Below are 18405 nucleotides of genomic sequence, written 5' to 3'. Positions count from 1 at the left end.
CCTTTACTGGCCGATGCGGATCATCCCCTTCAGAAAACCGTCGGGACGCTCCTCCATGATCCGGTAGGCGCGGTCCAGCCCCGCAAGCGGGAAGCTGTGCGTGATGAGCTCGCCGAGCGGGAACATCCTCGACTCGACGGCGGCGATCCCCGCCCGCATCCCCTCCAGATAGACTCGCGCGTCGCGCTCGTGCGCGTTGATGACGTCGATACCCTTCCAGTTCCAGAGCTGGAGGTTCACCTGGCGCAGACCGTCCTGGTGGTACCCGGCGATAATGATCTTGCCCCCATCGCGGACCAGCTCTCCGGCAAGGTCCAGCGGCCACTGGTGCCCGGTCGCCTCGACGACGCGGTCACACCCACGCTCGCCCGCTATCTCGCGCACCCGGTCCATCACCAGCTGGTGGTCGTCGAGCAGCACGGTCTCCTCGGCGCCGCAGCGTCTGGCGAGGTCGAGCGCAAAGCCGCGGCGCGAGATGGCGATGACACGGGCGCCGCGCGCGGCGGCGAGGGAGGTGAAGATGGCCCCCAGAAAACCGGCGCCGATCAGCGCCACCGTCTGACCAGGCTCGATGCAGCTGCGGCGAAAGACGTTCATGGCGCACCCGACCGGCTCGCCCGGGAAAGGCTGGCCGTCCAGGGACGCCGGGATCTTCACCAGCGCGTCGGTGCGCACCAGGTCGAACTCGGCGTAGGCGTTGTTGGAGAGAAAGGCGACGCGATCCCCCACCTTCACCCCCTGCGCCCCGTCCCCAAGCGCCTGCACCCTTCCCCACCCCTCGTGGCCGGGCGCGCCGGGAAGGGCCGGATAGTTGAACCAAGGACGTCCCTGCCAAAGCGGCAGATTCGAGGCGCAGACCCCGCATCCTTCGAGAGCGACTAGCACCTCGCCAGCCCCCGGCTCGGGGCGCGGCACCCTTTTCACCTCCGTCTCTCCCGGTCCAGTGATCACCGCTGCTTCCATGGTCTCACCCATCAAATCGCCTCCACACCCGAAGCCGGGTATCTTTTTCTTCCCGCCTTGTCCGAGGTCCCTTCAGGCTCAAGGCGCATCGACGCACAGAGCCACCGGTACAGCCGCTCCACCCCTTCCTCGACCGAGTGGCGCGGCGTCCAGCCGCAGGCGCCGTTGAACTTGCCGATATCCGACACGTAATAGCGCTGGTCGCCGGTGCGCCATGCGTCGAAGGAGACCTGCGGCAGGCGGCCGTGCAGCCCGCGCAACAACTCCAGAAGTTCCAGAAGGCTTATGGTGCGCTCGGGGCCGCCCCCGATGTTGAAGGCCTGGCCGGTGAGGCGCGGCATCTCCTCGCGGGCCCGGCACATCGCCTCCACCAGGTCCTCCACGAAGAGCAGGTCGCGCACCTGACAGCCGTCGCCGTACAGGGTGATCGGCTCTCCCTTCAGGGTGCGGATGGCGAAGTGCGCCACCCACCCCTGATCCTCGGTGCCGTACTGGTGCGGTCCGTAGATGCAGCTCATCCGGAAGACCGCGGCGTGGATCCCGAAGCTGCGGGCGTAATCGAGCACGTACTGGTCGGCGCACCCCTTGGAGCAGCCGTACGGGCTCAAAAAGTCGAGCGGGGTCCCCTCGCCAAAGCCGCGTTCACGCAGCGCCGGGTCGATCGGCTCGTAGCGCGAGCCGCTTTTGCGGATGCGGCATCCCTCGATCCCGCCGTAGACCTTGTTGGTCGAGGTGAACAGCAGTGATGGTGGCTCCTTGGCGTTGCGGATCGCCTCGAGGAGCGCGAAGGTCCCCTGGCCGTTCACCGCGAAGTCGGCGGCCGGGTTGTCGACGCTCGTGGTCACCGCGACCTGCGCCGCGAAGTGGTAGACGTGCGAGGAGCGTGCGATGGCGTCCTGGAGTGCCAGGTGGTTCCGGGTGTCGGCGATCCTCACCTCGAGCCGATCGCCGCAGTTCTCCGTGAGCCAGAGAAGGTTCTCTTCCACCCCTTCGCGCGAGAGGTTGTCGTAGACGATGACCCGATGGCCGTCTTGCGTCAGGCGGTGCACGAGGTTCGTCCCGATGAAGCCGGCGCCGCCGGTGACGAGGATGGCCTTCTCCGGACAGGCAGTGGCGCAGGTGCGCGCAGCCTGATCGATCCGCTTCAGCGCGGTGACACTCCCCTTTTCCAGCAACCGGTAGAGAAGCTTCGGGGTGCCGTCCGCCTTCTTATACCCGAAGAAGTATTCCCGCTCGTCCAGATGGAAGCGGTCCACGGCGGCGAGTGCCGGGTCGAGGTCGTCGGCGCCGTACCAGTAGATGCGCTGCGCCGGGGCGCCGAGGAGCTCCAAAAAGACCCGGGCCTGCTTGAACTCGTCGTGCTGCCAGGTGGAAAAGCCCGCCTCGGTGACCCAGATCTCGCAGGTGGCGCCGCGCTCATCTAGGATCTCCCGCACCATGGCGATGTTGCGCGCCCACCCCTTCCAGGTGTAGTCGAAGATGTCGGGGAAGCCGTGGATCCCCACCACGTCGATGTAGTCCATGACGCCCAGGTCGAACATGCGGCAGAGCCAGTGGCCGTCGATCGGGCTCATCCCCCCCAGCACGGTTTTCTTACCGCGCTTTTTGGCCCAGTAGGCGGCGGCCCCGATCATCTCGCCGAAGCCGCTCCAGTGCGGGTCGAGGGTCCAGTCCCATTCGCTAAGGTTGTTGGGCTCGTTCCAGAGTTCGATGTATTCGAAGTGCTCGCCGAAGGAGGTGATGAAAAGGTCGATGAAGTCGGCGTAGTCCCGGGCGCGCCTGGGCGGGGATGAGGTCTTGGCCTCGATGCCGATGGAGGGGGGGGTGTAAAGGACGCAGGGGAGGAGCTCCACGACGCCGGACAGGCGCGGGATGAGCCACTCGTACCAGCTTTTACCCTCGCTCGTGTACCAGTCCGCCCAGGATATGCCGGTCCTGAGGCGCTTCACGCCGAGCTTTTCGAGGTCGGCAAGCACCCGCTCCACCCGGTCCCGCTCGCCGGGACGAAACCACTCGACCAGCCCCAGGTGCTCCGGCAGCCGTTCCACGGATGTGCGGCTCATAGCGTAAGTCCCCGCTGGGCAAGCTCGGCGTGTGCCTCGGCCACCCTGTCAACCGCCACCTCCCCTTCGAGCCACGAGGCGAGCTCGGTGAGCCCCTCCTCGAAGCCGACCCGTGGTGCGTAACCAAGCGTCTCCCGCGCCGCGGTGATGTCGGCGAAGCAGTGTCGGATGTCGCCTGCCCGGTAACTCCCGGTGATCTCCGGTTCGATGGTGGTGCAGTTGAGCACCCGGCAGAAGCGCTCGAGGAGCTGCAAAACCGAGATGCTCGCGCCGCTTCCTATGTTGAAGAGGCGCTGCTTCTGGGGGTCCACCTCCATGGCGAGGCGACAGGCAACCGCCACGTCTCGCACGCTCACGAAGTCGCGCTGCTGTAGGCCATCTTCGAAGATGCGCGGGGCGTTGCCGTTCATCAGGCGCGAGGCGAAGATGGCGAGCACCCCGGTGTACGGGTTGGAGAGGGCCTGGCGCGTGCCATAGACGTTGAAGAAGCGTAGCGCCACCACCGGGATGTGGTAACAGTTCCCGACGATGAGGGCCATCCGCTCCTGGTCGTACTTAGAGAGCGCGTAGACCGAGGCAAGCGATGGGGTCTTGTCCTCTGGGGTCGGGACCGGGATGAGCTGCTCGCGGTTCGCGGCGCACGGCTCCCAGCTCCCGCAGCGCAACTGTTCGATGTCGCGCATGATGTCGTCGTAGCGGGTCCCGCTTTTGTCGAGGTAGCGCCCTTCCCCGTAGATGCTCATGCTGGAGGCGACGATGAGTTTCCTCGATCCACTTGCGCGCGCCATCTCCTCGAGGAGCACCGCGGTGCCGCAGTTGTTGACCGAGGTGTACTGCTCGATCTCGTACATGCTCTGGCCGACACCAACCATGGCTGCGAAATGAAAAACTGCCTCCGTCCCGGCGAGCGCCTCTTTCACCGCCCTCGCGTCCCGCACGTCCCCCTTGATCAGCTCGACTTCCGGGTCCAGATAAGCAGGGCGCCTGCCTTCGGGACCATGCACCTGCGGAACCAGGCTGTCCAGGACGCGCACCCGGTAACCGTGACGTAGCAACTCGTCCGCCAGGTGGGAACCGATGAAGCCGGCTCCACCCGTTATGAGAACGGTTCCTGCCATGGGATCCTCCTTGGAGCGATGGGATGACTGCGGCACTCGTCTAATAAACCAAGAATTAGCTTTAACACATTAGCAGTACCCAATACTATCAGTGCCGGTTTTTCTGTCAAACGATTTGAGAAAAAAAGCGCTCTTTCTCCCAATAAGATGGAGGAGATGGGAGGGTAAGCGCCCTCAAGCGGTGTAGCAATTGCGTCACTTTCGCCGCCCTTCTCTTCCCCTCGTCCGCCAAATGAAAACCGCCCCTCCCCGCTTCGGTTTTAAAATTCACGTTATATGTTATTTTTAGAGCCTGTTAATTTTCTAGCGTGGCATGGCCGATACTTCTCGCCTTTGGAACGTTTCTTCAGGGAACACCGTGAACAGGAGGTGGAGTCGCAAACGAGGCGCAGCAGGTGACCTCGCGCTCCCCCCTTTGCGAAGGGGGGACGGGGGGATTTGATTTTTGTCCCCTGTTCCCTCGGTCAGCAGGAGTTGCTTTCACCGTTGGCGAAAAGCATGGTTGTTCAGCATCTTTCATCCATCTTGTGCAGCGGCGGCGATCGCAGTGTTGGAAAGAGCTTGTACGGTCTGACAAAGGCAAATCCCCCCTGTCCCCCCTTCGCAAAGGGGGGAACCTTAGGCCACTGAAGCACTTCGTGGGAACAGACACCAAGCTCCCCGGACTTACCGTCTGCACCTATTTATGAATTTCCGGAGGTTACCGTGACAGCAGTCCAGCGAAGAATGCCGGTAGGAGCGGAGGTGGCGCCGGACGGCGTGCATTTCCGGGTGTGGGCTCCCCGGTGCAGGAAGGTATCGATACAACTCGAGGGAGCGCCGCAGGTAGTGGAGTTCCCCATGGACCTGGAAGAGAACGGGTACCATTCCGGCACCTGCCCGTTGGCACGCGCGGGAACCCGCTACCGCTACCGCCTGGACGACAAAGAAAGCTACCCTGATCCCGCCTCACGCTTCCAGCCCGAGGGGCCGCACGGTCCATCGCAAGTGGTCGACCCGGGGAGCTTCCCCTGGAGTGACGCCGACTGGCAGGGCATCGAGCCCGAAGGGCACGTCATCTACGAGATCCATGTCGGAACCTTCACCATGGAAGGGACCTGGAAGGCCGCCGAAGAGCAGCTGCCTGCACTACGGGACCTAGGCATCACCCTGGTCGAGGTCATGCCGGTGGCCGATTTCCCCGGACGGTTCGGCTGGGGTTACGACGGGGTGAACCATTTCGCCCCGACGAGGCTTTACGGCACACCCGACGACATGCGCCGCTTTGTAAACCGGGCCCACTCGCTCGGGCTCGGCGTGCTTTTGGACGTGCACTTCGGGCCGGAGGGAAACTACCTGGCACAATTTTCCGATTACTACTACGGTGAAAACGAGAGTGACTGGGGGAAGATGATCAACTTCGACGGGAAGCACTGCGAGTCGGTGCGGGAGTTCTTCATCGCCAACGCGTGCTACTGGATCGACGAGTTCCACATCGACGGGCTGCGTTTCGACGCCACCCACGCCATCGCCGACGGTTCGCAAGTACACATCCTGGGAGACATCACCACCCGTGCGAGGATGGCGGCCAACGGGCGTAAGCTCTTCCTCGTCGCGGAAAACGAAAGTCAGGACGCCCGTTGCATGCGCCCGAGAGAAGAAGGAGGCTTCGGCATGGACGGCGTGTGGAACGACGACTTCCACCACAGCGCCCACGTGGCCCTGACCGGCTACCACGACGCCTACTACTCCGAGTACTTCGGCTCACCACAGGAGCTGATCTCCTGCGCCAAGTGGAGCTACCTGTACCAGGGTCAGTTCTACTTTTGGCAGGGAAAGCGGCGCGGCTCCTCCACCCTCGGGCAAAGCCCGAGCCGCTACATCAACTACCTCCAAAACCACGACCAGATCGGCAACTCCGCCTGGGGTATCCGCATCGACAAACTCACCAACCCCGCAGCACTCAGGGCGATGACCGCCCTTTACCTACTGCTCCCGCAGACCCCGATGATCTTTCAGGGACAGGAGTTCGCCGCGAGCTCGCCGTTTCTGTATTTCGCGGATCTCAGCCCGGAAATCTCGCAGCAGGTGCACCAGGGACGCATCGAGTACCTGAAGCAGTTCACCAACATCGATTCTCCCGAGGTCATCGACACCATCGACAAGCCTTACGAGCTGGAAACCTTCCAGCAGTCGCGCATCGACCTGAAGGAGCGCGAGCGCCACGGCAAGGTCTACACGCTCTACCGCGATCTGATCAGGCTGCGGCGCGAGGATCCGGTTTTCAGCCGCGGCTATGCCTGCCACATTGAGGGGGCGGTGCTGGGGCAGGCGGGCTTTCTGCTTCGCTACTTTCTGGAGGATGAGCAGCGCCTTCTGCTCGTGAACCTCGGACGGGAGCTGCACCTGGTGCCTATCCCCGAGCCTATGCTGGCGCCCCCTTCCTGCTGCCGTTGGGAGATCCTCTGGAGCAGCGAGAAGGTCGAATTCGGCGGTTCGGGGACACCCAAGCTCGACACGGAGAAGTTCTGGCGTCTGCAGGGGTATGCAGCTGTGGTGCTGGTACCCGTGCCGGAAGGAGAAACCCCATGACCACGGTGACAAGAGAGTTCCCTTTTGCCAGCCACGATGAGGAAGCGAGGACCCGTCAGCTCCTGGAGCAGGAGTGGCTTCTGACGAACGGCCTGGGCGGTTACGCCTCCGGCACGGTTTGCGGCGCGCTCACCCGCCGCTACCACGGTCTTCTCATCGCGGCGTACCCATCACCCCTCGGGCGCATGGTCCTTTTGAACCGGCTGACCGAGGCGATCCGGTTTCCCGACGGGACCATGTTCCGCTTCGGAGGGGACCAGAAGGAGGCGGGGCTCGAGTTCCATGGTATGGAGTACCTTTCGGGTTTTCGCCTGGAGGACGGCCTCCCGGTATGGCGCTACGACATCAACGGGACGATCATCGAAAAACAGCTCGTCATGGTGCATCGGCAGAACACGGTGCACCTCATCTACCGTCTCGTCTCAGGTGAAAAGATGGTGCGCCTGAAGCTGCAGCCCTACCTGCAGTTTCGCCCCCACGACGCATCTGTCGACGTCGCGTCCGAGGATCCTTACATGTTCACCGCGGTGCAAAACCGCTACCAGATCTCCTCGGGGCCTAACTCGCCGCAACTGCGTCTCGTAATTAACGGCGGCCGGGGCAACTTCACCCTTGAGGAAAAGCACAGCACCGACATCTTCTACGACGTGGAGAACGCGCGCGGCTATGATTCGCTAGGGACGCTCTGGACCGCTGGTTACTTCGCCGTCGACTTGGCGGCGGGCCAGGACGCGGCGCTCACTGCATCCACCGAGACCTGGGAGACCATCGCGGCGCTCCCCCCCGGCGGTGCACTGGAGATGGAGCGGGAGCGGCGCAGGCTTTTGCTCTCCGCCGCAGACCCTCGCGCGCGCCAGGGGCTCCCCGCCGAACTGGTCCTAGCCACCGACCAGTTCATCATCACCCCGGCTGGGCGCCACAAGGACGCCGTGCGCGCCCACGCCATGGGAGATGAGGTCTGCACCGTGATCGCCGGTTACCACTGGTTCACCGACTGGGGGCGCGACACCATGATCTCGCTGGAGGGGCTCACCCTCGCCACCGGGCGCCACACCGAGGCGGGATGGATCCTACGCACCTTCGCGCACTACGTAAAAAACGGCCTGATCCCGAACCTTTTCCCCGAGGGGCACAACGAGGGGCTCTACCACACGGCGGACGCGAGCCTCTGGTTCTTCCATGCCCTGAACCGCTACCTCGAGTACACCAACGACCGCGCCACGCTGCACATGATCATGCCCCAGATGCGCCAGATCATCGACCACCACCTCTCCGGCACCAGTTTCGGCATCGGGATCGATCCTTCCGACGGGCTCCTAAGGCAGGGGGCCGAGGGGTACCAGCTCACCTGGATGGACGCCAAGGTGGGGGATTGGGTGGTGACGCCGCGCCGGGGCAAGGCGGTCGAGTTGAACGCCCTTTGGTACAACGCGCTGAGGCTCATGCAGCAGTGGACCGAGCAGGATGGGGACGACCAGTACGCCCGGCAGTTGGGCTCCTTCGCCGACCAGGCCTACCGCTCCTTCAACCAGCGCTTCTGGTACGAGGAGGGTGGATATCTCTACGACGTGGTGGACGGCGAACTGGGCGACGACAGCGCCTGCCGTCCTAACCAGCTCTTCTCCATCGCGCTCCCCTTCCCGATTCTCGAGCGGGACCGCTGGCCGCGGGTGGTGGAAACGGTACGCCAGCGCCTTTTGACCCCGGTCGGCCTGCGCACCCTCGCCCCGGGACACCCGGACTACAAGGCGACCTACCACGGCGACCTGAGGGCGCGCGACGCCGCCTACCACCAAGGGACGGTCTGGCCCTGGCTCATCGGTCCCTTCATCGACGCATGGCTGAGGCTCCACCCCGAGGAGATCGGGGAGGCCCGTGGCTTCCTCGAGGGGCTCGCGCAGCAGATGAACGAGCAGTGCATCGGCTCCATCAGCGAGATCTGTGATGCGGAGGCGCCGTACAACCCGCGCGGCTGCATCGCCCAGGCCTGGAGCGTCGCCGAACTGCTCCGGTGCTGGCTCAAGACGGCGCAGTAATCGATGCGAGGCTTCCAGATCACGGCGCTTTTGACCACGCTTACGGCAACCTTTGCCTACCTGAACCACCGGTTCCTCAAGCTGCCGCCGAACGTGGGTCTCATGCTGCTAAGCCTCCTCTTCTCCCTGCTCTTGTGGAGTTCCATAGCGGTGGGCGTCGACGTGGTTACCCCGGCGCGGCAGTTGATGGACCACATCGACTTCGATGTCCTCTTCCTGCAGGGGATACTCAGCCTGCTGCTCTTCGCCGGAGCGCTCTTCGTGAAGGTCGAGGAGCTTCTCAACGTGAAGCTCAGCATCGCGCTTTTCGCGGTCGCCGGTGTCCTGGTCTCGGCAGGGGTGATCGGAGGGGGCTTCTACCTCCTCGCCCTTCTGCTGGAGCTGCCGGTCCGACTTGAGTACGCCCTGCTCTTCGGAGCTATCATGTCCCCCACCGATCCGGTGGCGGTGCTCCCCACCTTGCGCCGGCTCGGCATCCCGGACCGGCTTAACGCCTGGATCGCCGGAGAAGCGCTCTTCAACGACGGCATAGGCATCGTCCTTTTTCTGGCCCTTCATGCCGCGGCGCTGAACGCCTCAGCACCGAGCGTTATGTCCGTTTTAAGGACCTTCGTCATCCAGACCGCCGGAGGGCTCGCCTTCGGGTCGCTGCTTGGGTGGCTCGGTTTTCTGCTCATAAAAAGCATCGACAACTACCGTCTCGAGATCCTGATCACCCTGGCGCTCGTTCTTGGCGGCTACTCCCTCGCACTCCTCATAGGGGTTTCCGGCCCTCTTTCCATGGTGGTGGCCGGTCTTTTCATCGGCGGACGCGGCCGCAAGCTCGCCATGTCGGAACACACCCGCATGCACCTGGACCAGTTCTGGGACCTGGTGGAGAAGTACCTGAACGCCATCCTCTTCACCCTGATAGGTCTTGAGCTCCTGGTGCTCAGCGACCGCCTGAGCCTGATCCACCTCGGCACCGGTCTACTCGTCATCCCGGTGGTGCTGCTCGGAAGGTTCCTGTCCGTGCTGGCGGTGGGAGGGCTGGTACGGATGCGGGAGCCCTTCTCCCTCAAGGACGCCTCCATCATGACCTGGAGCGGGCTGCGCGGGGCGATCGCCATAGCGCTCGCCATGTCGCTTCCCCAAAACGAGGGACTGCATATCCTGCTCGTCGCGACATACATCGTGGTGCTCTTCTCGATCCTGGTGCAGGGCCCCACCCTCGGGCTCCTGCTGGCACAGACCTCAAGCGAGGGGGGAGGCTCCCATGAATAAAAGCAGAGTCGGCACCGCTGTCATCACATGGCTTTCCTTTCTAGGGTTTTACATGCTCTTCTGCGGCAAAGCGGACCCCTTGGAAGCGGTTGCCGGGGGAGCGGCGGCCCTCCTCGCCCTGAAGCTTGTCGGGATGCTGCGCGACTCGTTCATAAGCCCGCTGCGCGTGAAGCCCGCCTGGCTGCTCCTGGCTTGGCGTCTGCCCCCGGCCATGTTCTCCGAATCCTGGCTGCTCCTGGTAGCTCTCATCAGGGAGCTGCGCGGCAAAGAAAACACCGGTGTCACCATAGAACACCCCTTCGACTTTACGGCGGACCGGCACGAGTCGGCGCGGCGCGCCTGGATGACCTTTGGGGTCTGCATCACACCTAACAGCTACCTCGTCTTCGTGGACCGGGAGCGGCGGCGAGTGGTGATACGGCAGTTGGTGGGGAGGGAAATCTCAACCATCGACCGCCTTTTCGTGGAGCTGTCATGAACATTTGGCTTTTCTGCGCACTTGCCCTGCTCCTGCTCATGGCCCCATGCGGCTGGCTCTGCCTTCGCGGCACCATCATGGAGCGTTTCGTGGCGCTGCAACTAGCACAACTGTTCGCCGTGCTCGCCATCCTGCTCCTCGCCGAAGGGTACCGCCGCGCCATATACTTCGATCTCTCGCTCGTGCTGGCGGTCCTCTCCTTCGCCTCGGGGCTTGTCTACCTCCGCTTTCTGGAGCGCTGGCTGTGAGCCCCGACCTTCCCGCCGGAGTCGTCGTCGGGCTTCTCGTCTTCGCCCTGCTGGTCTGCACCTTCAGTTGTGCCGGCGTCGCAGTCATGAAGGGGGTCTACGCCAAGCTGCACTACCTCTCCCCCCCTGCGGTGCTCGCGGCGGGGGCCATGGCAACGGCGATAACGATTCAGGAAGGGATGTCCGCCCCCACCATCAAGGCGTGGCTCGTCTTCGCGGTCATGGTGGTCGGCAATCCAGTAATCACCTTCGCCGCGGCACGGGCGCATTACCTACGCGAGGCGAAAGACGTAAAGAAGCCTACCGACGATCAGGGAGAGGAGGATGACCATGGGGCCCATTGAGGTGGTGGCGTTTCTACTGGTGGCGACATCCGGGTGGGCGGTGGTGGCGACGCGCGATCCCCTCCCCCAGTCGATCATCGCCGGTTTTTTCGGACTCACCCTCAGTATCCTTTTCCTGGTGCTGCAGGCGCCTGACGTCGCCCTTTCCGAAATGGTCGTCGGGGCGGTCGCCTTCCCGCTCATGGTTCTCCTTACCGTGGCGAAGACCCGCTCCAGGTGGGCGCGATGAACGATCGCCTGCGCAACACGCTTTTCGGCTTTGCTGCCGCGCTCCTTGCCGGGGGCCTAGTCGCCGCCTTCACCTCCCTCCCCACTTTCGGCCGACAAAGTGGGGCCTACCGGGCGCTGGTGCTGGAGAGCATGGAACCCATGCGGCACGCCCAGCAGGCGGTCGCCGCCGTCACCTTCGATTACCGCGGTTTCGACACGCTCGCCGAAGAGTTCATCCTCTTCGCCGCGGTAGCGGGAGGGCTACTGCTGCTCAGGCGGCAGGAGGACGAAGAAACCCGCGAACCGACGGACCAGGCACCGGACCGCGCCGGCATCGAGGCCGCACCGGCCGTTCTCGGGCTTGGCGTTGTCATGTTCCCTTTCACCCTGCTGCTGGGAATCTACGTCGTCCTGCACGGTCACCTGACGCCCGGCGGCGGCTTCCAGGGCGGGGTGCTGGTGGCTACCGCCTTTTACTACGTCTACCTGAGCGGTGAATACGGCGACCTCCTGAAGATTAAGCGCGACCATCTGGCCTCCCACCTGGAGGCCGCCGGCGCCATGAGCTACGCCATAATAGGCGCCATCCCCCTCCTCTCCGGCTACCATTACATGCGCAACCTCTTTCCTCTCGGAGTCTCAGGGGAACTTCTCTCCACCGGCAGTTTGCCACTGCTCAACACAGCCGTCGGTATCGAGGTGGCCTCGGCCTTCGTGCTCCTGATCGCCGCCTTTTTGCGCCAGGTCCTCGTGATCCGCAGAGAGAAGAAATCATGAACGCGCTCCCCTTCCTCGTTGTCGTGTGGCTCCTGGTGGTAGGCCTTTACGGTATCGCCACCTGCAGGAACAGCATTTACCTGGTGAGTGCTCTCGTCGTCGCCCAGTCCTCAGGCTACCTGCTGCTTCTCTCGGTCGGCTACGTGAATAAGGGCACCGCGCCCATTACCGGCGACATCCCGGGAACGCGGATCATGGTCGACCCGGTGGTGCAGGCGCTCACCCTGACCGACATCGTCGTCGGGGCAACGGTCTCTGCCCTGCTCCTCGCCCTCGCCCTTCAGCGCCACAAGCGCAGCGGGACGCTCGATCCGAAGAGCGAGCCCCCCATGCGGGGTTGACCATGAATATTCCTCCCCTTCCCGTCGTGTTGCCGCTCTTCATGGCGGCGCTTCTGGCTGCTCTGGAACAGCTGCGCTCCCGGCACCGGGTGCTTGACGTCCTCTCCCTTCTGACCGCCCTTGCCGTGGTGATTTTCGACCTCCTGCTTCTGCAGCGCTCTTTGGCCGCCACCCAGGTCTACTGGTTCGGGGACTGGAGCCCGATGCACGGCTTTCCCGTCGGCATCGCCTTCGTCATCGACCCGGCCGCAGCCCTTTTGGCCCTGCTCGCCTCCCTTCTCACCGTTGCCGCCCTGCTCTTCTCCTGGCACCACTTCCTCGCCGTCCGCACCTATTACCACACGCTGATGCTCCTCTTCCTCGCCTCGCTGCAGGGGTTCGCCCTCACAGGCGACCTCTTCAACATGTTCGTCTTTTTCGAGCTGATGGGCGTCGCCGCCTACGCCCTCACCGGCTACAAGATCGAGGAAAGCGGTCCCCTGGAGGGAGGACTCAACTTCGCGGTGATGAACAGCCTCGGGGGGCTCATGGTGCTCCTAGGCATCGGCCTTCTGTACGCCATGACAGGGGGATTGAACCTCGCCTGGATCGGTGCCGCCTTGCAGGGAAAACCGGTCACGGCCGCGGGAGGCGTCGCCTTCATGCTCCTGTCCGTAGGTTTTCTGGTCAAGGGGGCCGTGTTCCCGTTCCACTTCTGGCTTCCAGACGCCCACTCGGTAGCCCCCACCCCGGCCTCCGTCCTCTTCTCCGGCATCATGGTGCAGCTTGGCCTGTACGCGGTGGCGCGCATCTACTGGGTGGTCTTTAGCGACGTGCTCGCCCAGGCTCCGGTGCAATCAGCTTTCCTCGGCATCGGCATCGTGACGCTACTGGCCGGCGGCGCCATGGCCTGCCTGCAACGCCACCTGAAGCGCCTTCTGGCCTACTCGACGGTTAGTCACAGCGGTCTCATCCTTGCCGGGTTCGCGCTGCACGAGCGGCAGGCCCTAGAGGGGACCCTTCTCTACATCGTCGGACACGGCTGTATCAAAGGGGCTCTCTTCATCGCCACCGGTATCCTCGTCTATCACTTCCGCTCCGTGGACGAGAAGCAGTTGCACGACAGATGCTGTAGGCTAAAGATCACCGGGGCCCTTTTTCTCCTTGCCGGGCTGGCCCTCGCCGGACTCCCCCCCTTCGGTACCTGGGCCGGCAAAGGGATCATCGAGGAGAGCGCGCGCGGGCTCGGCTACGGCTGGCTTGTTCCATTTTTCACGCTGGGGTCCGTGCTCACTGGGGGAGCTGTCCTGCGCGCCGGGGGCGGGATCTTCTTCGGTCTCGGGCATCTCGATCCCTTCTCCAGTTCCGCACCCGCCTCCGGTGAGGAAGGCGCGGAAGCGGAAAGGTCGAGTGGGCCGACGCCGGTGCTCATGCTCCTTCCCATGGCCTTGCTCCTCTTGAGCTCTTTCGGGGCCGGTCTTCTGCCGCAGAGCCAGCAGGTTGCAGCGCTGGCAGCGGCACGCTTCGTGGACCGCGATGGATACCGGGATGTTGTCTTGGCGGGAGAGCGGCAGCCCGCATCCCCTGCGGTGAGCGAAGCCCGTCCCGGATTAGGAGGAGGTCTCATCGCAGCAGCCGGAGCGGTCGCGCTTGCCACGCTGTATCTGGCCCCGGGGCCGCTGCATGGTCGCGCAACGAAGCGAATCAAGTCCCTCGTCAAGGAGCCAGTCACTCTCCTGCGCCGGGTGCACAGCGGCTATATCGGGGACTACGTCGTCTGGTTCACGGTGGGTACGGCCGCTCTCACTTTGCTTGCCGTTCTTTCCTGGTGAGCGTTACCTGGGCGTTGTCGCCTCTGTCACAGGCGGCCTTTTCAATTGATTAAAAAAAACCAATTCAATATAATCGACTTGTGTATGGGAGACAAAAAAGACGTAAAAGGAGGAAGTTATGGCAACGCGTGGCACAGGTCATTCGCCGGCAAACGTCACCAAGCATCTGAAAGGTATCGACTTCCCGGCAGAGAAACAGGAGCTCTTAAAACACGCTCAACACATGAAAGCAGAGAAAGTGGTTCTCGACGAGATCCAGAAAATGGAAGAAAAGGAATATGGCAGTATGGCGGACGTCATGAAAGCATTCGGCAAGGAGGGGAGCGAAGAATCAAGCTCTAAAACTGGCAGGAGCAAACAACAGTCAGGCGGACAGGCAGGCCAAGGTAAATCCCACAGCAGGTCTTCCCATCATTGACCCTAATTCCACCCCCTCCCTTCCGGGAGGGGGTTTTTTTATTCCCTCTACTTCGTTATGAGGTCGTTCTTCACTTCCTGGACACCCTTCACGCCGCGGGCGATCTCGCCCGCTTTCCTCGCGTTCTCCGCCGAATCCACGAAGCCGCTCAACTGAACCACGCCGCGGTAGGTGGTGACGTTGATCTGGAACGTCTTCAGGGCCAACTCGTCGAAGAGGGCGGCCTTGACCCGGGTGGTAACCACCGAGTCATCCACGTACTCTCCTGTCGACTCGTGCCTTGACGTGGCAGTGCAGCCGGCGAACGAGGCGAGCATGCAGGCACAGAGCATGACAGTAACGATGCGTCTAATCTTAGCCATAGTGATCTCCTTTGTGCTGGATTGGTTCGGCCGAAGCCGGTTAAGCATATCTAACCGACCAGTACACCGCAAGAAGATAAATTTGAATTTGTTAATCACACTACTATACTTGGCGATGGCTTTAGGAAAACCGCTGCACAGGAGGTCAATCATGAAGCGCGCGCTCTTACTACTTGTACTGCTGGTGCCCGGGGTTAGCGATGCCCTCGCCGTTGACGTATCCATCTGCAATCCTGGATCAACCGCAATCTACTACCCAAACGGCGACCTGAAGTCCTGCAACCTGAAGGACATCACCTTGCTGAGCGGGGTTAGGTGCAACCTGCTGGCCGAAGCGGAGTTCTACGAACTGGGGATGTTGAAGAGTTGTATCACCAAGGACTTCTTCTACTACGAGGGGTTGGTCTGCAATGAGTACGGGGCGATCAGCTTCTACCAGTCAGGCAAGCTGGAGGGGTGCGTCCTTGCGACGCGGGTGCAGGTGGACGACAAGATGTGCGTGGAGCAGCAGCCGATCTCACTCTTTGAAAACGGCCGTTTGAAGTCGTGCAGTTCGCCGCGCTAGCCTCTGCCCAGGCGGCGCATGACGAGTTTCATGTCTTCCCAGACGTGGCGCTTTAGTCCCTCGTCAGCAAGGAGCGCCTCCGGGTGCAGCGTCGGCATGACAGCTATCCCCTGCAGCTCGCGGAAACGGCCACGCAGCCGCGCCAGGGGAGTCTGATCGTTCAGAACCAGCGAGGTCGCTTCCTCTCCAAGCGACACGACCACCTGGGGAGCAAGCTCGGTCACTTTAGCCGCCAGGACCCTCGCCATGGCATCCTGATCCTGTCCCGCTTCGAAGCTCACCAGGCAGATTTCATCCCGCTTGAATTTCATCGCCGCGATGATCTTGGCAAGGAGTCCTCCCGGCGCTCCGTCAAAACCTTCCCCGGACATCAGGAAAAGAAGACCGGAACCAGGTTGTCCCTCCTGGCGCAGATAGGGTTCTGCGGCAGCAGCCGCGGGGGCGGCTTCGGAAGGAGCCGAGGTTGCCGTGCCGGATCCGGCGCCACCAGCCGTTGCAGGCGGCATGTCGCCAACCGTACCAGCAGCCGAAACCGCAGCTGTACCGGTGGAGGCCGCAGGCAGCTCCTCAAGCGGGGCGGCCTCGAAGAGAAGCTCGTCAACGCCGCTCTCGGCCAGACCGGTCAGATACCCCTTGAGCGAGCGTAAAAGCAGGTCCCGCTCCTCCATCTCCGCCATGGCAAACCCCTTTACATTTCCCGTTTCATTAACTATGCTCGAAAGCATGCCGCTACTGATTCTCGCCACATCCCTGATACTTCTGGCGCTCCCCGAGCAGGCACTTGCCTGGGGGGCCGGGGTGCATCTTCAACTCGGCATGAACGTCCTGAACAACCTAGACGTCCTCAAACCCGCCGTAGCCGCCATCATCGCAGCACACCCGTACGATTTTCTCTACGGCACCATCGCGGCCGACATCACCCTGGGCAAGAAGTTCACCCACTACCTGCAGCACTGCCACCGCTGGCGCATTGGGCACCGGGTCCTCGACAAGGCCGGCGACCCAGCACAGCAAGCCTGCGCCTACGGCTACCTGAGCCACCTGGCCGCCGATTGCATCGCGCACAACTACTACGTCCCCTTCAAGGTGATGCGGAGCTTCTCATCGCTCACCCTGAAACACGCTTACTGGGAGATGCGCTTCGAGAACTACGTGGATAAGGAGATCTGGGACACTGCGAAGAAAGTGGCGCAGGAGCATTTCAGCAGCAACGATGAGCTGCTGCGCAAGGTGCTCTCGGATACCATCTTCTCCTTCGGCACCAACAAGCGGATCTTCAATTCCATCCTGCTGGTGAGCCGCCTCGAGAAGTGGCAGAGCCTCCTGTCGACCCTGTCCGATACCTCGCGCTATCAGCTCGAAGAGGACGACCGGGAGGAGTACATGCGCCTCGCCCAGGAAGCGGTCTTCGACTTCCTAAACAACGACGACTCCTCACCCTTCTTCCACGCCGACCCAACCGGCGAGCGGGCGCTCGCCGCCGCCGAAGCGGTGCGCAAGAACCTGCGCCTTCTCTACCGCACCGGAAAGATCACCAAGGACCAGGCGTACGCCGAGCTCGACGAGATCAAGCTGAAGCTGAAAGAGGCGATCTGCGAGCCGGAACTGCTGCTGCAAATCCTTTCCAAATAACTAGCCGCGCTCCCCGCCGCGCAGATGTTCCACGTGCTCCAGGATCACCCCGGCGAGTTCCTCTTTCTCCATGATGGGGAGTTCCTCCACCCGGCCGTCACGGAAGAGAAGCTTCGCGATATTGGTGTCCACGTTGAACCCCGCCCCTTCCTGTGAGACGTCGTTCGCCACCACCATGTCCAGATTCTTCTTCTCCAGCTTCACCCCGGCGTTGCGCACGAGGTCCTGCGTCTCGGCGGCGAAGCCGACCAGGATGCGTTTCCCCTTGCACGCCCCGAGCTCCGCCAGGATGTCCGGGTTCTTCTCGAGCTCGATGGTGAGGCTCTCCGTCTCCTTCTTCACCTTGTTGCCGGCACGCAGCTTCGGACGGTAGTCCGCAACCGCGGCCGCCTTGATGACAACGTCGGTTTTCTCGAGGCGCTCCCGCACCGCTTCCCGCATCTGCTGCGCGCTTTGCACGCGGACTACGTCCACCCCGAGCGGCGCAGCGATACAGGTCGGCCCGGTCACCAGGGTCACCTCGGCGCCGCGCAGGCGCGCCTGCCGGGCGATGGCGTACCCCATCTTCCCGGAGGAGTGGTTGCTGATGAAGCGCACCGGGTCGATCTCCTCGAGCGTCGGCCCGGCCGTCACCAGAATACGCGTCCCTGCAAGCCGCTTCGGGGTCAGGGCCGCCACCGCCTCCTCGAGGATCACCTCGGGCGCCTGCAGTTTCCCTTCCCCCTCGTAGCCGCACGCCAGCATGCCGCAGGCGGGGGCCACGAAGAGGTAGCCGTGTGCCTTCAGGCGCGCCTCGTTCTCCTGGTAAATCGCGTTGCGGTACATGTTCACGTTCATCGCCGGCGCGATCAAAACCGGCGCCCTCGTCGCCATCACCGTGGTGGTGAGAAGGTCATCCGCTATGCCGTGAGCGATCTTCCCGATGCAGTTGGCCGTGGCCGGAGCGATGATGAATAGGTCGGCGCGATCGGCGAGCGAAATGTGGCCGATTTTTTCCTCGGAGATCAGGTTGAAGAGCTCCAGATGCACCGGGTTCCCGGAGAGTGTCTGGAACGTGAGCGGCGTCACGAACTCGGTGGCCGCTTTGGTCATCACCACCTGGACACGGGCTCCCGCCTTGACCAAAAGACGCAACAGCTCCACAGCCTTGTAGACGGCGATGCCGCCTGTCACCCCGAGAACGATCTCCTTCCCCTTGAGCATGG

Annotated in this window: 19 protein-coding genes; 13 read left to right on the top strand and 6 right to left on the bottom strand. The window is 62.9% G+C overall.

The window, feature by feature from the left end; genetic code table 11:
- Positions 1 to 3: 3 nt before the first annotated feature.
- From E8K79_RS08435 to E8K79_RS08425, 3 genes are read right to left on the bottom strand one after another with little or no spacing between them, the layout of a single operon-like run.
- Positions 4 to 975 carry an MDR/zinc-dependent alcohol dehydrogenase-like family protein gene (locus E8K79_RS08435; protein ID WP_136514350.1) on the bottom strand — a complete coding sequence of 324 codons (972 nt, stop codon included), beginning with the start codon at positions 973 to 975 and terminating at the stop codon, positions 4 to 6.
- The gene (locus E8K79_RS08430; protein WP_136514349.1) at positions 975 to 3026 is read right to left on the bottom strand and encodes an NAD-dependent epimerase/dehydratase family protein; all 2052 of its coding nucleotides are present in this window, start codon (positions 3024 to 3026) and stop codon (positions 975 to 977) included. The genes E8K79_RS08435 and E8K79_RS08430 overlap by 1 nt, the downstream gene beginning before the upstream one ends.
- Positions 3023 to 4144 (bottom strand): NAD-dependent epimerase/dehydratase family protein, encoded by a 1122-nt coding sequence (locus E8K79_RS08425; RefSeq protein ID WP_136514348.1) that lies wholly within the window; start codon positions 4142 to 4144, stop codon positions 3023 to 3025. Before E8K79_RS08425 ends, E8K79_RS08430 begins: the two co-directional genes overlap by 4 nt.
- A gap of 705 nt (positions 4145 to 4849) precedes the next feature.
- Between E8K79_RS08425 and treZ the strand changes: the two genes are divergently transcribed.
- The 11 genes from treZ to E8K79_RS08375 all read left to right on the top strand — a co-directional run bounded on the left by treZ (position 4850) and on the right by E8K79_RS08375 (position 14641).
- A complete protein-coding gene (gene treZ / locus E8K79_RS08420) occupies positions 4850 to 6715 on the top strand; it encodes a malto-oligosyltrehalose trehalohydrolase (RefSeq protein ID WP_198419796.1) in 1866 nt (621 codons plus the stop codon).
- Entirely contained in the window at positions 6712 to 8751 is a 2040-nt protein-coding gene (locus E8K79_RS08415) for an amylo-alpha-1,6-glucosidase (RefSeq protein ID WP_136514347.1), read from the top strand. The genes treZ and E8K79_RS08415 overlap by 4 nt, the downstream gene beginning before the upstream one ends.
- Positions 8752 to 8754: 3 nt before the next feature.
- On the top strand, positions 8755 to 10014 hold the full coding sequence (locus E8K79_RS08410) for a cation:proton antiporter (RefSeq protein ID WP_136514346.1): 1260 nt from the start codon (positions 8755 to 8757) through the stop codon (positions 10012 to 10014).
- Positions 10007 to 10492: a hypothetical protein gene (locus tag E8K79_RS08405; protein WP_136514345.1), complete on the top strand. Its 486-nt coding sequence runs from the start codon at positions 10007 to 10009 to the stop codon at positions 10490 to 10492. The genes E8K79_RS08410 and E8K79_RS08405 overlap by 8 nt, the downstream gene beginning before the upstream one ends.
- Positions 10489 to 10740: a monovalent cation/H+ antiporter complex subunit F gene (locus E8K79_RS21100; protein WP_162604630.1), complete on the top strand. Its 252-nt coding sequence runs from the start codon at positions 10489 to 10491 to the stop codon at positions 10738 to 10740. The genes E8K79_RS08405 and E8K79_RS21100 overlap by 4 nt, the downstream gene beginning before the upstream one ends.
- A complete protein-coding gene (locus E8K79_RS21095; protein ID WP_162604629.1) occupies positions 10737 to 11084 on the top strand; it encodes a cation:proton antiporter in 348 nt (115 codons plus the stop codon). Before E8K79_RS21100 ends, E8K79_RS21095 begins: the two co-directional genes overlap by 4 nt.
- Positions 11071 to 11313: a Na(+)/H(+) antiporter subunit B gene (locus E8K79_RS08395; RefSeq protein ID WP_136514343.1), complete on the top strand. Its 243-nt coding sequence runs from the start codon at positions 11071 to 11073 to the stop codon at positions 11311 to 11313. Before E8K79_RS21095 ends, E8K79_RS08395 begins: the two co-directional genes overlap by 14 nt.
- Positions 11310 to 12071, top strand: a complete 762-nt coding sequence (locus E8K79_RS08390; protein ID WP_136514342.1) for an MnhB domain-containing protein — start codon at positions 11310 to 11312, stop codon at positions 12069 to 12071. The genes E8K79_RS08395 and E8K79_RS08390 overlap by 4 nt, the downstream gene beginning before the upstream one ends.
- The gene (locus E8K79_RS08385; protein WP_136514341.1) at positions 12068 to 12412 is read left to right on the top strand and encodes an NADH-quinone oxidoreductase subunit K; all 345 of its coding nucleotides are present in this window, start codon (positions 12068 to 12070) and stop codon (positions 12410 to 12412) included. The genes E8K79_RS08390 and E8K79_RS08385 overlap by 4 nt, the downstream gene beginning before the upstream one ends.
- Before the next feature lie 2 nt (positions 12413 to 12414).
- The gene (locus E8K79_RS08380) at positions 12415 to 14223 is read left to right on the top strand and encodes a complex I subunit 5 family protein (RefSeq protein ID WP_136514340.1); all 1809 of its coding nucleotides are present in this window, start codon (positions 12415 to 12417) and stop codon (positions 14221 to 14223) included.
- Between the two features lie 118 nt (positions 14224 to 14341).
- Positions 14342 to 14641, top strand: coding sequence for a DUF2795 domain-containing protein (locus E8K79_RS08375; protein WP_136514339.1), 300 nt, complete (start codon positions 14342 to 14344; stop codon positions 14639 to 14641).
- 47 nt (positions 14642 to 14688) lie between these two features.
- Here the strand turns inward: E8K79_RS08375 and E8K79_RS08370 are convergent, their stop codons facing one another.
- The gene (locus E8K79_RS08370) at positions 14689 to 15003 is read right to left on the bottom strand and encodes a BON domain-containing protein (protein WP_135871676.1); all 315 of its coding nucleotides are present in this window, start codon (positions 15001 to 15003) and stop codon (positions 14689 to 14691) included.
- A 151-nt stretch (positions 15004 to 15154) separates the two neighbouring features.
- On the opposite strand from E8K79_RS08370, the gene E8K79_RS08365 reads away from it, so the two are divergent.
- A complete protein-coding gene (locus tag E8K79_RS08365) occupies positions 15155 to 15568 on the top strand; it encodes a hypothetical protein (RefSeq protein WP_136514338.1) in 414 nt (137 codons plus the stop codon).
- Here the strand turns inward: E8K79_RS08365 and E8K79_RS08360 are convergent.
- The gene (locus tag E8K79_RS08360) at positions 15565 to 16245 is read right to left on the bottom strand and encodes a uracil-DNA glycosylase family protein (RefSeq protein WP_136514337.1); all 681 of its coding nucleotides are present in this window, start codon (positions 16243 to 16245) and stop codon (positions 15565 to 15567) included. The two genes, E8K79_RS08365 and E8K79_RS08360, sit on opposite strands and share 4 nt — an antisense overlap.
- Before the next feature lie 46 nt (positions 16246 to 16291).
- Between E8K79_RS08360 and E8K79_RS08355 the strand changes: the two genes are divergently transcribed.
- The gene (locus E8K79_RS08355) at positions 16292 to 17200 is read left to right on the top strand and encodes a zinc dependent phospholipase C family protein (protein WP_407925462.1); all 909 of its coding nucleotides are present in this window, start codon (positions 16292 to 16294) and stop codon (positions 17198 to 17200) included.
- Here the strand turns inward: E8K79_RS08355 and coaBC are convergent, their stop codons facing one another.
- Positions 17201 to 18403 (bottom strand): bifunctional phosphopantothenoylcysteine decarboxylase/phosphopantothenate--cysteine ligase CoaBC, encoded by a 1203-nt coding sequence (gene coaBC, locus E8K79_RS08350; RefSeq protein ID WP_136514336.1) that lies wholly within the window; start codon positions 18401 to 18403, stop codon positions 17201 to 17203.
- Positions 18404 to 18405 lie beyond the last annotated feature (2 nt).

Origin of the sequence: Geomonas edaphica (assembly GCF_004917075.1) — a bacterium.
Classification (GTDB): Bacteria; Desulfobacterota; Desulfuromonadia; order Geobacterales; family Geobacteraceae; genus Geomonas; species Geomonas edaphica.
The sequence above is the reverse complement of the archived record's forward strand: the minus strand, read 5'-3'. Positions and strand labels throughout refer to the sequence as shown.

Coding starts and splice junctions, on each gene's coding strand:
- E8K79_RS08435 (WP_136514350.1), bottom strand. CDS start 975: ATGGGTGAGACCATGGAAGCAGCGGTGATCACTGGACCGGGAGAGACG.
- E8K79_RS08430 (WP_136514349.1), bottom strand. CDS start 3,026: ATGAGCCGCACATCCGTGGAACGGCTGCCGGAGCACCTGGGGCTGGTC.
- E8K79_RS08425 (WP_136514348.1), bottom strand. CDS start 4,144: ATGGCAGGAACCGTTCTCATAACGGGTGGAGCCGGCTTCATCGGTTCC.
- E8K79_RS08415 (WP_136514347.1), top strand. CDS start 6,712: ATGACCACGGTGACAAGAGAGTTCCCTTTTGCCAGCCACGATGAGGAA.
- E8K79_RS08410 (WP_136514346.1), top strand. CDS start 8,755: ATGCGAGGCTTCCAGATCACGGCGCTTTTGACCACGCTTACGGCAACC.
- E8K79_RS08405 (WP_136514345.1), top strand. CDS start 10,007: ATGAATAAAAGCAGAGTCGGCACCGCTGTCATCACATGGCTTTCCTTT.
- E8K79_RS21100 (WP_162604630.1), top strand. CDS start 10,489: ATGAACATTTGGCTTTTCTGCGCACTTGCCCTGCTCCTGCTCATGGCC.
- E8K79_RS08395 (WP_136514343.1), top strand. CDS start 11,071: ATGGGGCCCATTGAGGTGGTGGCGTTTCTACTGGTGGCGACATCCGGG.
- E8K79_RS08390 (WP_136514342.1), top strand. CDS start 11,310: ATGAACGATCGCCTGCGCAACACGCTTTTCGGCTTTGCTGCCGCGCTC.
- E8K79_RS08385 (WP_136514341.1), top strand. CDS start 12,068: ATGAACGCGCTCCCCTTCCTCGTTGTCGTGTGGCTCCTGGTGGTAGGC.
- E8K79_RS08380 (WP_136514340.1), top strand. CDS start 12,415: ATGAATATTCCTCCCCTTCCCGTCGTGTTGCCGCTCTTCATGGCGGCG.
- E8K79_RS08375 (WP_136514339.1), top strand. CDS start 14,342: ATGGCAACGCGTGGCACAGGTCATTCGCCGGCAAACGTCACCAAGCAT.
- E8K79_RS08370 (WP_135871676.1), bottom strand. CDS start 15,003: ATGGCTAAGATTAGACGCATCGTTACTGTCATGCTCTGTGCCTGCATG.
- E8K79_RS08365 (WP_136514338.1), top strand. CDS start 15,155: ATGAAGCGCGCGCTCTTACTACTTGTACTGCTGGTGCCCGGGGTTAGC.
- E8K79_RS08360 (WP_136514337.1), bottom strand. CDS start 16,245: ATGGCGGAGATGGAGGAGCGGGACCTGCTTTTACGCTCGCTCAAGGGG.
- E8K79_RS08355 (WP_407925462.1), top strand. CDS start 16,292: ATGCCGCTACTGATTCTCGCCACATCCCTGATACTTCTGGCGCTCCCC.
- coaBC (WP_136514336.1), bottom strand. CDS start 18,403: ATGCTCAAGGGGAAGGAGATCGTTCTCGGGGTGACAGGCGGCATCGCC.